At 70.3% G+C, this 15,485-nt stretch carries 15 protein-coding genes and 1 tRNA gene; 10 read left to right on the plus strand and 6 right to left on the minus strand.

Translation table 11 applies throughout. The features are described from left to right. Positions 1-18: 18 nt before the first annotated feature. Positions 19-399, minus strand: a complete 381-nt coding sequence (locus AC07VM_RS11630) for a winged helix-turn-helix transcriptional regulator (protein ID WP_494911306.1) — start codon at positions 397-399, stop codon at positions 19-21. An 87-nt stretch (positions 400-486) separates the two neighbouring features. Here AC07VM_RS11630 and AC07VM_RS11635 point away from each other — a divergent pair, with 87 nt between their 5' ends. Both AC07VM_RS11635 and AC07VM_RS11640 read left to right on the plus strand, forming a co-directional pair. Continuing rightward, positions 487-879, plus strand: coding sequence for a nuclear transport factor 2 family protein (locus AC07VM_RS11635; protein WP_494911307.1), 393 nt, complete (start codon positions 487-489; stop codon positions 877-879). A 54-nt stretch (positions 880-933) separates the two neighbouring features. Then, entirely contained in the window at positions 934-1,581 is a 648-nt protein-coding gene (locus AC07VM_RS11640) for a LysE family translocator (protein ID WP_494911309.1), read from the plus strand. A 19-nt stretch (positions 1,582-1,600) separates the two neighbouring features. Here AC07VM_RS11640 and AC07VM_RS11645 read toward each other — a convergent pair whose 3' ends face one another. The 3 genes from AC07VM_RS11645 to AC07VM_RS11655 form a co-directional block, all read right to left on the minus strand. Continuing rightward, on the minus strand, positions 1,601-2,401 hold the full coding sequence (locus AC07VM_RS11645; protein ID WP_267417280.1) for a DUF1206 domain-containing protein: 801 nt from the start codon (positions 2,399-2,401) through the stop codon (positions 1,601-1,603). A gap of 63 nt (positions 2,402-2,464) precedes the next feature. Then, positions 2,465-3,100, minus strand: a complete 636-nt coding sequence (locus AC07VM_RS11650; RefSeq protein WP_494911310.1) for a GyrI-like domain-containing protein — start codon at positions 3,098-3,100, stop codon at positions 2,465-2,467. 86 nt (positions 3,101-3,186) lie between these two features. Next, positions 3,187-4,053 carry an AraC family transcriptional regulator gene (locus tag AC07VM_RS11655; RefSeq protein ID WP_494911312.1) on the minus strand — a complete coding sequence of 289 codons (867 nt, stop codon included), beginning with the start codon at positions 4,051-4,053 and terminating at the stop codon, positions 3,187-3,189. A 185-nt stretch (positions 4,054-4,238) separates the two neighbouring features. Between AC07VM_RS11655 and AC07VM_RS11660 the strand changes: the two genes are divergently transcribed. From AC07VM_RS11660 to AC07VM_RS11670, 3 genes are all read left to right on the plus strand, one after another. Beyond that, positions 4,239-4,751, plus strand: coding sequence for a hypothetical protein (locus AC07VM_RS11660; RefSeq protein WP_494911314.1), 513 nt, complete (start codon positions 4,239-4,241; stop codon positions 4,749-4,751). Between the two features lie 90 nt (positions 4,752-4,841). Next, complete coding sequence (locus AC07VM_RS11665; protein ID WP_494911315.1) at positions 4,842-5,588, plus strand: GAP family protein; 747 nt, start codon at positions 4,842-4,844, stop codon at positions 5,586-5,588. 47 nt (positions 5,589-5,635) lie between these two features. Beyond that, complete coding sequence (locus tag AC07VM_RS11670) at positions 5,636-6,577, plus strand: DUF1214 domain-containing protein (RefSeq protein ID WP_494911317.1); 942 nt, start codon at positions 5,636-5,638, stop codon at positions 6,575-6,577. Positions 6,578-6,813: 236 nt separating this feature from the next. Here the strand turns inward: AC07VM_RS11670 and AC07VM_RS11675 are convergent. Further along, a tRNA-Ser gene (locus AC07VM_RS11675) sits at positions 6,814-6,902 on the minus strand. A gap of 187 nt (positions 6,903-7,089) precedes the next feature. Between AC07VM_RS11675 and AC07VM_RS11680 the strand changes: the two genes are divergently transcribed. The 5 genes from AC07VM_RS11680 (at position 7,090) to AC07VM_RS11700 (ending at position 14,445) form a co-directional block, all read left to right on the plus strand. Then, positions 7,090-7,800, plus strand: a complete 711-nt coding sequence (locus tag AC07VM_RS11680) for a potassium channel family protein (RefSeq protein WP_494911319.1) — start codon at positions 7,090-7,092, stop codon at positions 7,798-7,800. Positions 7,801-7,967: 167 nt separating this feature from the next. Next, the gene (locus AC07VM_RS11685; protein WP_494911320.1) at positions 7,968-9,437 is read left to right on the plus strand and encodes a DUF2252 domain-containing protein; all 1,470 of its coding nucleotides are present in this window, start codon (positions 7,968-7,970) and stop codon (positions 9,435-9,437) included. After that, the gene (locus tag AC07VM_RS11690) at positions 9,434-10,177 is read left to right on the plus strand and encodes an ion channel (RefSeq protein ID WP_494911322.1); all 744 of its coding nucleotides are present in this window, start codon (positions 9,434-9,436) and stop codon (positions 10,175-10,177) included. The genes AC07VM_RS11685 and AC07VM_RS11690 overlap by 4 nt, the downstream gene beginning before the upstream one ends. Further along, positions 10,174-11,790, plus strand: coding sequence for an MFS transporter (locus AC07VM_RS11695; protein WP_494911324.1), 1,617 nt, complete (start codon positions 10,174-10,176; stop codon positions 11,788-11,790). The genes AC07VM_RS11690 and AC07VM_RS11695 overlap by 4 nt, the downstream gene beginning before the upstream one ends. A gap of 60 nt (positions 11,791-11,850) precedes the next feature. Then, complete coding sequence (locus AC07VM_RS11700) at positions 11,851-14,445, plus strand: family 78 glycoside hydrolase catalytic domain (protein WP_494911326.1); 2,595 nt, start codon at positions 11,851-11,853, stop codon at positions 14,443-14,445. Positions 14,446-14,470: 25 nt separating this feature from the next. Here the strand turns inward: AC07VM_RS11700 and AC07VM_RS11705 are convergent, their stop codons facing one another. Continuing rightward, positions 14,471-15,475, minus strand: a complete 1,005-nt coding sequence (locus AC07VM_RS11705) for a LacI family DNA-binding transcriptional regulator (RefSeq protein WP_494911328.1) — start codon at positions 15,473-15,475, stop codon at positions 14,471-14,473. Positions 15,476-15,485 lie beyond the last annotated feature (10 nt).

The raw sequence follows: 15,485 nt of genomic DNA on the forward strand, positions 1-15,485 counted from the left end.
ACGGGTGGGCCCGACCGCTCAGCGACCGTCGAGCATCTTCTCGTCGGCGACCTCGTCGTAGCGGTCCTGCGCGTCGCGGACGTCGTCGACATGCGACTCGGCCCAGATCTGCAGCGCCTGGAGCGGTTCGTGCAGCGTGCGCCCGAGCGGAGTGAGCACATAGCGGGAGTGACCGTCCGTGCCGACGGCGCGCTCCAGCATGCCGTCGCGTTCCAGAGCACGGAGGGTGTCGACGAGCACCTTCTTCGTGATCCCGTCCACCCGCTGGTGCAGCTCCCCGAAACGCAGCGGCTGCTCGTGCAGGAGCACGACGATCATGGCCGTCCACTTGTTGGCGATCCGGGCCAGCGATGCACGGGAGGGGCATTTCGCAGAGAAGACCGTCCACTCGCTCGACATGCGCCGCTCCGTCCGGTGACGTTGAAGTAACCGCGTCCCGGTCGAGACGCTGGATGCCCACAGTACCGACCCTTCAGGAGGAGCATCATGTCGGCGATCGACGTCGTAGGACAGTACGGTGCGGCCATGGCCGCAGGAGACATGGAGGCGCTGGCGGCGACCTTCCATCCGGCTGCCGTCTGGCACCAGCCGGGCGAGAACCAGGTGTCGGGCGACCACGTCGGACCGGACGCGATCCTCGCGCACCTCGGCCGCTTCATGGAGCTGAGCGGTGGCACGTTCGCGCTCGAGACCGAGTCGGCGACCGAGAGCGGCGACCTGGTCTCGGCGACCGTCCGCTTCCGTGCACAGCGCCCCGGGCACGACGACCTCGACCAGCACGGCGTCGACGTCTTCCGCGTGGCCGAGGGCCGCATCGTCGAGGTCTGGCTGATGAGCGAGGACCAGGAGGCGGAGGACCGCTTCTGGGGCCAGGGCTGACATCGGGTCGAGGGGTGCTCGCGCCGCCCGCCCGCGCACCCCTAGGCTCGCACCATGTTCAGCGCTGAGACCCTCACGACCTTCGTGATCGCGGCCTTCATCATGGTGGTGATCCCGGGGCCGACCGTGCTGTTCACGATCGGCCGGGCGATGGCCCTCGGCCGCCTGGGTGGCTTCCTCAGCATCCTCGGCACCGCCGTCGGCTCGATCGTGCTCGTCGTCGCGGTCGCGCTCGGCGTGGGCACGGTGATCGCGCAGTCGATCGTGCTGTTCACGATCGTCAAGGTTCTCGGCGCCGGCTACCTGATCTTCCTCGGCATCCAGGCGATCCGTCATCGGAAGGATGCCGCCCGCGCGATCGTCTCCGCACCGACGAAGCGCTCCGGGGTCCGACTGCTCGTCGAGGGGTTCGTCGTCGGCGTGACGAACCCGAAGTCGATCGCGTTCTTCCTGGCGATCCTGCCGCAGTTCGTCGATCTGCATTCGGGGTCGGTCCCCGTGCAGCTCTTCGTGCTCGGGGCCATCGTCGTCACGATCGGTGTGGCCTGCGATGCGGTGTGGGTGTTCCTCGCGAGTGCCGCCCGCGATTGGTTCGGGCGTTCGCCGCGACGGATCGAGGCGGTGGGCGCGACCGGCGGCGGCCTCATGATCGCCCTCGGCGCGTTCCTGCTGGTGTGGAGCGAGAAGCCGGCGAGCGCGTGAGCGGCGCCGAGCTCCGTGATCACATGCGGGCGAACCGGGCTCGCGCGATGCAGAAGACGCCGTAGACCGCGAAGCCTGCGCCGACCGCTCCCAGGACGAGACCGCCGAGGGGCAGCTCGAGCAGGCTGTGCAGAGCGGCGTCGAGCCCCGCGCCCTTCTCGGGGTCCTGTGTCACCGCGGCCACGACGAACAGCACCCCGGTCACGGCCACGGCGATGCCCTTGCCGAAGTAGCCGACGATGCCGAGCGTGACGATGCCCCGGCGGGCGACGCCCGAGGGCAGATCGAGCAGCTTCTCGAACCCGCGTGTGAACCCGCCGACCACGAAGCCCACGCCGACGCCGACCACGGAGAGGCCGATGATGACGAGCAGCACCACGCCCCCGGGAGCGGCCAGGACCACGGCGCTCAGTGTCTTCGACGCTGTCTCGGAGTCGGCGTTGCCGCCCAGCGCGTAGATGAACGCCATGCCCGCGACCACGAGGTAGGCGAGGGCGATGCCGAAGAGCTTGATGCGCTGTCCCCACTTCTTGGTCTCGGCGGGGTCGGTGGCGAGGAAGGCGCTCGCGATCTGCCAGACGGCCAGCGCGAGGAGACCGACGGCGACGAGCAGGAGGAGCAGACCGCCGACGGGGTTCTGTCGGATCTGCTCCATCGCGCCGTCCTGGTCGGCGTCTCCGGACGCGCCCGCGGCGATCGAGATGGCGATCGAGCCGATGATCACGTGGATCAGTCCGAGGACGACGAACCCGGCGCGGGCGATCCGTCGGAAGGCGGAGGACCCCTTGGCGACCCGGGCGGCGTGCTTGACCGTGCTCATCGATGAAGCGTATCCGTCGAGGCCGGGCTGCGCCGAGGGGCTTGATTTCCCGGCACCCACCGGTCAGACGGCCGGCACCACCGGCTGCCGGAGGATGGTGCGCAGCTTCGCCGGGTCGGTACGACGCAGGTCGCTCAGGTAGATCTCGTGATGGGTCCCCCGCATGCGCAACCCGCGGTCGGGGATGAAGCGGTGATGGAGATCGTCGAGCACGGGGCCCTCGTCGTCGAACGGACCGACGTGGAGGGTCTGCACGCTGGTGCCCTCGTCGAGCGTCTCCAGACGCACGGCTTCCAGCGCCGGCACCGGCTCCTTCTTCGAGGTGGCCTTGTGCGCGACCACCTCCACGGCGTCGGCCAACATCGGCGCGGTGATGTGGTCGCCGACCATGATCATGAGGGTCCACAACCAGGCCTGCTTGTCGCGACGGGAGGTGAACGCATCCATGTCCGGCGCGTGCCAGAGCCCTTCGAGGGGCATCACCACGGTGTCGATCCCGAGCTCACGTCGACTCGCGAACTTCAGCGTGTACGCGAGGGGGAACAGGGCCGACACGGCTTCCGAGAAGAGCGTCGAGGTGTTCGGATCCCCCGCCCCGTCGACCATCAGGTAGGTCATCGGCGGCACCTCGACGATGCGGAACTCGCCCCGCTTCGCCCGGTACGCGTCGAGCGTCTTCTTCGGGTCGATCGCCGCCATACGTGCCTCCCTCGGTCGTGCGGCCAGTGTGGCACGGGGGTCGGACACGGAACGGGCGGCGTGCCCGTCCCGTGCCGTGTCCGCCGTCAGCTCTGCTCGATCGGCAGCCACAGCTCGCACGAGGCGAAGTCGCCCGTGAACTCGAGGTAGCGGACGATCGAAGGACCCGGGCGGAGCCGCCAGGGATTGGACGGGAACCACTCGGTCGCGGTCGCCGCCCACAGGTCCTGCAGCGTCTGGGGGAACGGGCCGCGGGCGGCGAAGACCGCCCAGGTGCCGTCGTCGAGCCGGATGACGTCGAGGTCGTCCGGAACCGGGGTGGCGACCTGCAGCGCGACGCCGTGCAGATATGTCAGCAGCGTCCCCTCCGGCGCATCGGGCTCGATGTCCGCCGTGACGGCGAGGATTCCGGAGGGCTCGGCGTTCCCGAGAGCCTTGAGGCGCGCATGCCCCTCCGGCGGGATCGCGGCGATGTGCGCCTGGATGTGCGGGTTGACGCCCTCATGGAGGAGCGGGACCTCGACGGCGTGACCGGCGAGGACCGTTGCGGGCAGGTGGGTGATGGTGACGTCCATCGGAGTGCTCCCTTCGACGCTCAGGCGGAACCGGAGCGTGGGTTGTGTGCGGAGAGGACCCCCTTCTCGGCGCGCGTCGGCCGGACTGATCCCGTGCACCGCACGGAACGCGCGACCGAACGCCTCGACCGAGCCGTAGCCGTGACGGACGGCGACGTCGAGCAGACTGGTCGCGCCCGCGGCGAGCTCGGCCCCGGCGTGCGTCATCCGGCGACGGCGCACGTACTCCGAGAGCGGCATCCCCGCGAGGGCCGAGAACATCCGGCGCAGGTGATACTCCGTCGTCCCGTGCGCGCGAGCGAACGCGGCGACGTCGATCTCCTCATCCGGTGGCGTGGCCGCGACCAGATCCACCACGGCGTTGAGCGTGCCGATCATGGGGTCCTCCTTTCCCTGCCATCGTGTCCGGACCGCAGCGGAGCACACCCGATCATTCTGGTCCGATGCGGTCGGCCGGAGGGGTCATCCGTTCCGAGATCTCCCTGTTCACACTCGGCATTCAGAGTTTGTGAACGGGGATCACATATCGTTTTGTGTGGGGATAGCTGGGGAGAAAGATCGACGTGAAGGTGCATGACCTGCTCATCGGTATCCCCCGCGCGCTCCCGGAGCTGCCGGAAGCGGAGAATCCCTTCCTCCATGCGGATGCGCTGATCGGCGCCCAGATCACCCGGATCGTCGTCGACGTCCTGGGCGGGACGGCGGGCGTGCTCCTGGAGCTGCGGCAATCGCCACGCCTGCGGGGGAACACCGCCCTGCTGCGCGTGACGGGGATCGCCCAGCAGAACTGGATCAGCACGCGGACCGCCAACGAGTTCACGGCCTGGTCGATCACCGGTGCGACGCTGCGCCAGCTGGACTCGGAATTCCAGCTGATCGCCGACTGCCTCCCGGTGGGAACGCTGCGCCTGATCGGGACGTCGGCCGACTTCACCCTGCTCGAGGCGAGCGCGCTGGACACCGCTCCGCCCGACTACCGCGCCGACCCGCGCGCCCTGATCCGCTTCGGCATCGCCGACGAGAGCACGGACGTCGAGCCGATCGGCACCGCGCGCTCGGTCGACGCCCCCGCCTGACACGACACCGCCTGACCCGACGGACGAGAACTCATCCCTGGAGGATGAGACGCCCGTTCCCGACGTCTTGCATCCGCAAGCATGGCGGGGATGGGGCCGGCGCTTCCCGACGACACGGGAGCCGTCACCGGGGTGCCGTCGGTCGAGAGGGACGAGAGCATGCTGGGTTCGGTGATCGGGGAGACGCTTCCCCTGACGCTCGCGATCGCCATCAGTCCGTTGACGATCGTCGCGATCATCCTGATGCTGCTCTCCCCGAATGCCGGACGCACCGGTCCCGGGTTCCTCATCGGCTGGTGCGTCGGGGTCGCCGTACCCGTCGCCGTGTTCGTGATCCTCGCGGGCGTCCTCCCGGTTCCCGCCGACAGCAGCGGCCCGAACGCGGTGCGAGCGGTCGTGCAGTTCGTCCTGGCGGCGCTCCTGCTCCTGCTCGCGGTGAAGCAGTGGCGCGGACGACCCGCTCCCGGCGAGGATCCGACGCTGCCGAAGTGGATGTCGGCGGTCGACTCGTTCACGTTCGGGCGCGCGCTCGGGCTGGGGCTGCTGCTCTCGCTCCCCCGCCCCAAGAACCTGCTGATCGCCGCCAGTGCGGGCTTCATCGTCGGCAGCGCGGGCCTCTCCACCGCGTCCACCGCGGTCGCCGCGGCCGTCTTCATCGCCTGCGCCGTCTCCACCGTCGTGATCCCCGTCGTCGCGTTCACGCTCTCCGCCGATCGGCTGCGCGCGCCGATGGAAGCCTTCCACCGGTGGCTCGCGAGGGAGAACGCCGTGATCACGACTGTGCTGCTCGCCGTCATCGGCGTCCTCATGCTCGGCAAGGGCATCGGCTCCCTCTGAACGCACCCGCGCCGTCGCCTCGTCCCCACCCCTCGAAAGGAACCCCCATGTCCGCGATCCCGGTCAACGTCCTGAACTTCAACAGGGCGGAGACAGACCTGATGTTCTCCCGACTCTCCGCCGGCACCGGGGTGGGTGCGTGGAACCACACCTACGAGCTGAAGCCGCTCGACGATCAGCCCATCATCCGGCAGAACCGCGACACGCTCTACAGCAGCGCGATCATCGATGTGCGCGACGGCGTGACCGTCACGCTGCCGGACACCGGTGAGCGCTACATCTCGGTGTGGGTCATCAACCAGGACCACTACGGTCCGATCATCCTGCGCGAACCGGGTGAGCACCGCCTCACGCGCGACTTCGTCGGCACCGATCACGCGGCGCTCATCGTGCGCATCCTCGTCGACCCGCAGAACCCCGACGACGTCGCGGAGGTGAACCGGCTGCAGAACGCCCTGGCCATCACGGGCGGCGGCTCGGGGCCGTATCCGCTTCCCGAGTACGACGAGCAGTCCCAGACGGAGACCCGCGACGCGCTCCTCGCGCTGGCCCGCGGGGTCAGCAAGTACGACCACGCGTTCGGCACGGTGGAGGAGGTCGACCCGATCCGGCACCTCCTCGGCACGGCATCCGGCTGGGGCGGCCTCCCCGAGTACGAGGCGACGTACATCAGCGTGGACGAGGACCTCCCCGTCGACGAGTACCGGCTCCGGCTCGTCGACGTGCCGGTCGACGCCTTCTGGTCGGTGTCGCTGTACAACGCCGCCGGCTTCTTCGAGGAGAACAGCGTCGGCGTGAACAGCATCAACAGCCTCACCGCGGTCAGGGACGAGGACGGCGGAGTGACGATCCGCTTCGGCGTGCAGCTCGACGGCATCGCGAACGCCCTTCCGATCATGCCGGGCTGGAACTACGTGCTGCGGCTCTACCGTCCGCGGCCGTCGGTCCTCGACGGCACGTGGACCGCTCCCCGGCCCGAGAAGCTGTGACCGACCAGCGCGTCCAGCGAGCCACGCATCCCCACACGCGGAGGCCATGACCTGCACGCGCTGCTGCTCGCCGGAGCTCGATGACCGGCCCGAGCAGCGAGAACCTCCGGATCGACGACCGTCCCCAGCGGCATCGACCGGAGGTTTCTCGTGTGTGTCGACACCGCAGCGGTCGGGGCGTGGGAAAGCCCTCTCGGGGCCACGCGGAAATCAGCTATGACCAGCTGAAACAAGTGCGGAGACGAGGGGATTTGAACCCCTGGTCCCCGTGAGGGGACTCCACCTTAGCAGGGTGGTGCACTCGGCCGGACTATGCGACGTCTCCAGGCATCCGACCCGAAAGCACGGATGCACCTAGCCATCATAACGGGTCGGGAGAGCAGAGACGAACCGAGAGGGACGACCCCCTTCTGACCGACGCGCACCCGCACTGACCGGGGATGCGCACCGGCGCTGGGATACTGGCCGCACATCGTGGACGTCGCCGTCCACCGCGCGGAAGAGGACCAGCCATGCCCCGCCCAGACACGAGGAATGCGGATCACGACACCGCCCGGATCCGCCGCTCCTGGGATGACCGCGGCGTCGGCTACGCGATCGTCCTCGCCCTGCTCATCGTCTCCTACGGGCTGTGCGCCACGCAGCCCAGCACCGACCCGAGCCCGTGGGCGTTCCTCGCGATGCTGGCGACGGTCGCGATCGTGTTCCACGTGACCAGGGCACGGCGCCTGGTGCAGCGCGTGTCGTGGGTGGTGCTGTCCGTCGCGGGTGCCGCCGCGATCATCGCCACCGCGTTCGGCATCGACGGCCCGGTGCTGGCGATCCCGCTGTCCGCCGCATCGATGATCGCGTTGCTGGTCGCGCCCGGTGCGATCATCATCCATCAGGTCACCCGCCGCGGGCTCGACCTGGAGGCACTGCTGGCGGCCATCACGGCGTACATCCTCGTCGGGATGTTCTTCGCGTTCGTCTACAACCTGATGTCGCAGATCTCGCCGACCCCGATGTTCGGCGAGAAGAGCCTCGACTCCCTCGGCAACCAGCTCTTCTTCTCCTTCACGGCCCTCACCACGACGGGGTACGGCAACCTGGTCCCGGTCGGAACGGGCGGGCAGGCGATCGCCATCGCGGAGGGCATCACCGGCCAGTTGTTCCTGATCACGGCCGTCGCACGGATCATGCGCGGCGCGAGCGCGAAACGCGGCACGCCCTCCCCCGCCTGAGCGCACCCACCGCCACGCGGGTGCATCGCCCCGAAAGGGTGACACGGTCGCCCCGTCGCCGTCGGGCAGTGCGACGATGACGGTGCGACGCCGCCCGCACCCGGCCCGGGGAACCTCCTCCGGCCCTCCGGCTCCCGCGCCGTCGACACACGGGTGCGAGGTGCGACATGGTGAGACGCGAGAACGCCGACGCGAGCGACGACTTCCGGGCTCCGGACGCCGTGGCGCCCGAATTCGTCACGAGACGGAGCCACGGCCGCGACGCCCGTGCTCGTGCACCCCGCTCGCAGCAGGGACCGTGGGATCCCGGCCCGGGCCGTCCGGACCCGATCGCCCTCCTGGAGGGGCAGGCCACCACGCGGGACCTCGACATCGTCCCGCTGCGGTACGAGCGGATGGCGGCATCCCCCTTCGCCTTCTACCGCGGAGCCGCCCTGCTGATGGCATCCGACCTCGCCACGATGCCGCACACCGGGATCACCGTGCAGCTGTGCGGGGATGCGCACCTGTCGAACTTCGGGCTGTTCGGCACCCCGGAGCGCCGGATGATCTTCGACATGAACGACTTCGACGAGACCTTTCCCGGGCCGTTCGAGTGGGATCTGAAGCGGCTCGCGACGAGCTTCGCCGTGGCCGGACGCCATCGCGGCTTCTCGGCCGAGGAGATCCGCGCCTGCGTCCGCGCCTCGGTCCGCGGGTACCGGAGAGCGATGCGCCGCGCCGCCGACTCCCCCGTCCTCGACGCCTGGTACGACCGGTTCGACGCCGAGAGCGCGCGGCGACGGGTCCGGGCGGAGCGGGATCGACGGCAGGCCGACGACGAGACCGTCCTACGGCTCGACGCCGCGCTGAAGAAGGCCCGCAAGCGCGATCGGATGCGGTCGTTCGCGCGACTCGTCCGCGTCGTCGACGGCCAGCTGCGCATCATCCCGAACCCGCCGCTGGTGACCCCGGTCGAAGACCTGCTTCCCGACGGCGACGGTGTGCCGGACGAGGTGGGCACCATGCGCGAGCTCCTCGCCGCGTACCGGGTGACCCTGCCCGGCGACCGGCATCCGATCTCCGAGTACCGCTACCGGCACATGGCGAGGACGGTCGGCGGGATCGGCAGCGTGGGCACCCGCGCCTGGGTCATCCTCCTCAGCGGACGCAACGACGACGACCCGCTGCTGCTGCAGGCCAAGACGGCCCAGCCGTCGGTGCTCGAACGGTTCCTCGGCGCCGGAGAGCACGCGGGAGAGGGGGAACGCGTCGTGCGCGGGCAGCGGCTCATGCAGGCGGCCAGCGACATCTTCCTGGGATGGCAGCGGGTGACCGGCGCCGACGGCATCACGCGCGACTTCTACGTCCGCCAGCTCCACGACTGGAAGGGCGGGATCGACCCGGATGCGATGACTCCGCGCGGCGCCGCACTCTACGCGCGCATCTGCGGCGAGACTCTCGCCCGTGCGCACGCCAGGAGCGGGGATCGCCTGGAGGTCGCCGGCTACCTCGGCCGCGGTCGCGCCTTCGACGAGGCGGTCTGCGCCTTCGCCGACACCTACGCCGAACAGAACGACCGCGACCACGCGGCACTCCGCGAGGCGCTCGCATCCGGACGTCTGCCATCGATGGTCCCCGAGGAGCCGGGACGGTGAGCGCTCCCCGCCGAGACAGGTCTTCCCGCGTGCGCAGCAGACGCCCCGACGGCATCCTCGGCGGGGCATCCGGGTATGCGATCGTCCTCGTGCTCCTCGTCGTGTCGTATGCGCTGTGCGCCGCGCAACGCGGCACGAACCCGAGCCCGTGGGCGTTCCTCGTGATCCTGGTGACGGTCGCCGTGGTGTTCCACGTCACCGGGACGCGACCGCTGGTGCAGCGCATCGCGTGGGTGATCCTGTCGGCGGCCGGACTCGCCACCATCGTGGCGGCGCTCGTGGGGGCGAGCGGCCACGCGCTCGACATCGTCTTCTCGACGGCGTCGATGATCGCGCTGCTGGTCGCCCCGGCCACGATCATCACGCACCAGGTCACGCGCCGCGGACTCAACCTCGAGGCCCTGCTGGCCGCCATCACCGCCTATGTGCTGGTCGGCCTCTTCTTCACCTTCGTCTTCAACCTGTTCTCCCTCGTGTCGTCGGTGCCGATGTTCGACGGGGCGGACGACGACTCGCTCGCCAACCAGCTCTTCTTCTCGTTCACGACGCTCACCACCACCGGCTACGGCAATCTCGTCCCGACCGGCGCGGGTCCGCAGGCGGTCGCGGTCGCCGAGGCCATCACCGGCCAGCTCTTCCTCATCACCGCCGTCGCCCGCATCATGCGCGGCACGAGCGCACGCACCGCACCCGCATCATCCGGACCCGCATCATCCGCAGCCTTGAAGGAGCCGTCATGAAGAGATGGAGCGTCATCGCCGTGCTCGGATCCGCCCAGTTCGTGATGGTCCTGGACGGCACCGTGATGAACGTGTCGATCTCGACCGTGGTGACCGACCTCGACACCACGATGGCCGCCATGCAGGGCGCGATCACGTTCTACACCCTCACGATGGCCGCGTTCATGCTCCTGGGCGCGAAGCTGGGCGACGTATGGGGTCGTCGCCGAGCGTTCGTGATCGGCTCCTGCATCTACGCCGCGGGGTCGCTGATCACGGCGCTGAGCCCGAACGTGCAGTTCCTCTTCCTCGGCTGGTCGGTCATCGAGGGCCTCGGGGCGGTGCTCGTCATCCCCGCGATCGCGGCCCTCGTCGCCGACAACTACCGCGGGCGCGAGCGCATCACGGCCTTCGCGATCATCGGGGCGGTCTCCGGCGCCGCCGTCGCCGCGGGGCCGCTGATCGGCGGGTACGTGACGACGTACTTCGACTGGCGCTACGTGTTCGTCGCCGAGGTGGCCATCATGATCGGCGTGGTGCTGTGCGCCCGGATCATCACCGACCCCACGCCGCGACAGCCCATCCGCATCGACGTCCTCAGCGTCGCCCTCTCCTCCGTCGGACTCGTGGCCGTGGTGTTCGGGATGCTGCAGAGCAAGATCTGGGGATGGGTCCTGCCGCTGAATCCGCCCGTCATCGGCGGCGTCACGATCACCCCGCTCGGCATCTCCCCCGCCGCCTGGTTCATCGTGGTCGGTGTCGCCCTGCTCGCCCTGTTCCTCTCCCGACAGCGCCATCTGGAACGCGCCGGTCGCCCGCCGCTCGTGCACGTCGGGATGTTCTCGATCACGGCGCTGCGCAGCGGACTGTCGGTGCTGGGCGCCCAGTACACGGTGACCGCCGGGCTGTTCTTCATGGTGCCGGTCTACCTGCAGATGACGCTCGGCCTCGACGCGCTGGAGACCGGCATCCGGATCTTCCCGCTGTCGATCGCGCTGGTGCTGTTCTCGATCGTGGGCACCCGGCTCTCGCGCCGCGCCTCGCCGCGGACGATCGTGCGCATCGGACAGCTGATCCTCGTCGTGAGCGCTCTGATCCTGCTCGGCTCGGCCACGAGCGACCTGCGCAGCGGACTCTTCGCCACCGGGATGTTCCTGTCCGGCGCCGCGCTCGGTCTGCTCGCCTCGCAGCTCGGGAACGTGAACATGTCGAGCGTGACGGAGAAGGAGACGAGCGAGGTGGGCGGCCTGCAGGGCGTGTTCCAGAACCTCGGCTCGTCGCTGGGCACCGCGCTGATCGGCTCGATCCTCATCGGCGCGCTGTCGACCTCCTTCGCATCGGGCGTCGCGGCGAGCGACCTGCCGGACGGCACGAAGACGACCGTGGCCGCGGCCACCGAGCACGGCGTCACGATCGTCCCCGCCGCCGACGTGGCCGCGATCGCGGAGAAGGCCGGGCTGAGCGACGCGGATGCCGACACCCTCGCGACGGTCTACCGCGATTCCCAGCTGTCGTCGCTGCGCATCGCCTTCTTCGGGCTGATCCTCATCAGCCTCCTGTCCCTCCTCTTCTCGCGAGGGATACCGAGCGCCACCGACCTGCGCCGACGGCACAGCGAGGCTGCCACGACCTGATCGCCGGGCAGTCCGACTACGGACGGATCCCGGACATCTCCATCAGCGAGGATGAGGAGCATGACGACCGTCTCCGCGCCCCGCATCGAGCACCACCGCGAACCGCTCGGCATCGGCGAATCCCGCCCGCGCCTGAGCTGGACCCTGTCCGACGCTCCCGCCGACTGGCGCCAGCAGCGCTACGCCGTCACGCTCACCCGCGCCGAGGGAGAGGAGACCGTCGAGGTCACCTCTCCCTCGCAGGTGCTGGTGCCCTGGCCGGGCCGCGCCCTCGACTCGCGCGAACGCGTCACCGTGCGCATCGCGGTGCAGGGCGACGACGGGGCGTGGTCGGCTCCGAGCCCCGCCACGACGCTCGAAGCCGGCCTCCTGCGCGCGGACGACTGGTCGGCGCGCCCCGTCGGCGCCGATCTCGACGAGGACCCGGAGAGCGACGATCGCCGCCCCACCCTGGTGCGCAGGGGGTTCCGCGTCGACGGCGAGATCGTCCGAGCCCGGCTCTACGCCACCGCGCACGGCCTGTACGAGGCGGAGATCAACGGCGTCCGCGTCGGATCCGACACGCTCTCCCCCGGCTGGACGGTCTATCGCGAGCGCCTGCGCTTCTACACCTACGACGTGACCGACCTGCTCCTCCCGGGCCAGAACGCTCTCGGCGCCTGGCTCGGCGACGGCTGGTACCGCGGCCGGCTCGGCTGGCGCGGCGGATTCCGCAACGTCTTCGGCAGCGACCTGTCGTTCCTCGGGCAGCTGGAGATCACCTACGCCGACGGACGCCGCGACACGGTCGCGACCGACGGCACCTGGAAAGCGTCGCTCTCCCCGATCCTCCGATCCGGGATCTACGACGGCGAGGACCACGACGCGCGGCGGGAGGTGCCCGACTGGTCGACCGGCTCGTTCGACGACACCGGGTGGCTGCCGGTCGCCGTGCGCGAGCGGGACCCGCGCACCCTGGTCGCCCCCACCGCCCCGCCGGTGCGGGTGACCGAGGAGGTCGCGCCCGTCGCGGTGCTGACCTCGCCGAGCGGCGCCCGCATCCTCGACTTCGGGCAGAACCTCGTCGGACGCATCCGCATCCGGGTCACCGGACCGAGCGGATCGACGGTCACACTGCGCACCGCGGAGGTGCTGCAGGAGGGCGAGATCTACACCCGCCCGCTGCGCAGCGCCCGCTCGACGGACAACTACACGCTCGCCGGCCGCCCCGACGGCGAGGAGTGGGAGCCGCGGTTCACGTTCCACGGCTTCCGATACGCCGAGGTCTCCGGCTGGCCGGGCGACCTCGATGCGGATGCGGCCGCCGGCGCGCTCACAGCCCGCGTGCTGCACACCGACCTCGAGCGCACCGGCTGGTTCACGTGTTCCGACCCGCTGGTCGAGCAGCTGCACCGCAACGTCGTGTGGGGCATGCGGGGCAACTTCGTCGACATCCCCACCGACTGCCCGCAGCGTGATGAGCGCGTGGGCTGGACGGGCGACATCCAGGTGTTCGGACCGACGGCCTCGACGCTGTTCGACGTCTCGGGGATGCTGTCCGGTTGGCTCCGCGACCTCGAGGCGGACCAGCTGCCCGACGGCACGGTGCCGTGGTTCGTACCGGTGATCCCGTCGCACAAGACATGGTCCCCGGCCCGCCCCGGCGCCGCGTGGGGCGACGTCGCGACCCTGCTGCCGTGGACCCTGTACCAGCGCTTCGGCGACGAGGGCGTCCTGGCCGCGCAGTTCGAGAGCGCACGGCGCTGGGTCGACCGGATCGACGCCCTCGCCGGCCCCGATCGCCTGTGGAACGAGGGTTTCCAGCTGGGCGACTGGCTCGATCCCGCCGCTCCGCCTCAGGACCCCGCCGACGCGCGCACCGATCGCTACCTCGTCGCCACGGCCTACTTCGCACGATCGGCCCGCGCGGTCGCCGACATGGCGAAGGTGCTCGGCCGCGCCGCCGAAGCCGCGCACTACGGCACCCTCGCCGACGAGGTGGCCGCCGCGTTCCGCGGCGCGTACGTGCGGGCCGACGGCACGATGACATCGGATGCGCAGACCGCGTACGCCCTGGCCATCACGTTCGACCTGCTCGCGGATGAGACACAGCGCGCACAGGCCGGCGCACGCCTCGCCGAGCTCGTGCGCGCCGCCGGCAACCGCATCGCGACCGGCTTCGTCGGCACGCCGCTCGTCAGCGACGCGCTCTCCGTGACCGGCCACACCGACACCGCCTACGACCTGTTGCTGGAGCAGGACTGTCCGTCGTGGCTGTACCAGGTGGTGCAGGGCGCGACCACGATCTGGGAGCGGTGGGACGCGATGCTCCCGGACGGCACCGTCAACCCGGGGACCATGACGTCGTTCAACCACTACGCACTGGGGGCGGTGGCCGACTGGCTGCACCGGACGGTGGCCGGACTCGCCCCCGCCGAACCGGGCTACCGCCGTATCCGGTTCGCGCCACGGCCGGGTGGCGGGCTCACGCACGCCTCGGCGACGCAGCGCACTCCCTACGGGGAGGCCTCGATCGCGTGGCGCATCGAGGGGAACGACCTGCGCGTCGACCTCGTCGTCCCCGTCGGCGCGACCGCCGAGCTCGATCTGCCCGGCGCCCCGCCGGAGGAGCTCGGCCACGGTACGCACTCGAGGACCGTTCCGCTGCCGCGCTGAGAACCACGGCCGCGGAGGAGCCGCCTCAGCTGCCGATCGTCGACGCCCTCGTGACGAGCTCCGGACGGAACAGGACGTGCTCGCGCGGCTGCGGATCCTGTCCCTGTCGACGGAGCAGCAGATCGACGGCTGTCGACCCGATGAGGGCTGCCGGTTGACGCACGGAACTCAGCGGGATGACGGCCGCTGCGGCGAAGTCGATGTCGTCGTATCCGATCAGAGCGATGTCCTCCGGCACGCGCGCATCCCCGGTCATCACGAGACTCTGCAGCAGTCCGAGAGCCAGCAGGTCGTTCGCCGCGAAGATCGCGTCCGGACGATCGCCCCGTTCGCGAGCGAGGATCTGCACACCCGCGCGCCGCCCCTCCTCCACGGTGAGCGCTCCCGTCGACAGGAACTCCACGCCGATGCCCGCTGCGCCGGCGGCCGCCTGCGCACCCCCGAGGCGATCCGACACCTGCCGCAGGGCGACCGGTCCACCGACGAACGTGATGCGACGACGACCGATCGCGAGCAGGTGCTCGACCGCGATGCGACCGCCCTCGACGTCGTCGACGGCGACGGAGCCGAACCGGCCGTCCTGCGACTCCCGGTCGACCAGTACGGCCGGCGTCCCGCGCTCCTGCATCTGTGCGAGGCGGGGCAGCGACTCGGTGACGGGCGTGACCAGCACCCCGGTCACGCGCTGCTCCTCGAACAGGTCCAGGTGCATCGCCTCCCGTTGCTGCTTCTCATCGCTGTTGGCCACCAGCACGGCGAGTCCGTACTCGTCGGCGCGCTCCTCGGCGCCGCGGATGATCTCGGCGAAGAACGGGTTGCGGATGTCGAGCACGACGAGCCCGATCGTCCGACTCCGACCGGCGCGGAGCTGACGCGCCGCATCGTTGCGCACGAAGCCCAGACGGGCGATCGACGCCTGCACCCTGGCCACCGTCCGCGGGGCGACCTTCTCCGGGCGGTTGAGCACGTTCGACACCGTGCCGACGGAGACTCCGGCGTCTTCGGCGACTTCCTTCACACTGGCAGCCACTGCGTCCCCC

The sequence above is a fragment of the Microbacterium sp. GW821-FHT01D02 genome (genome assembly GCF_059422585.1).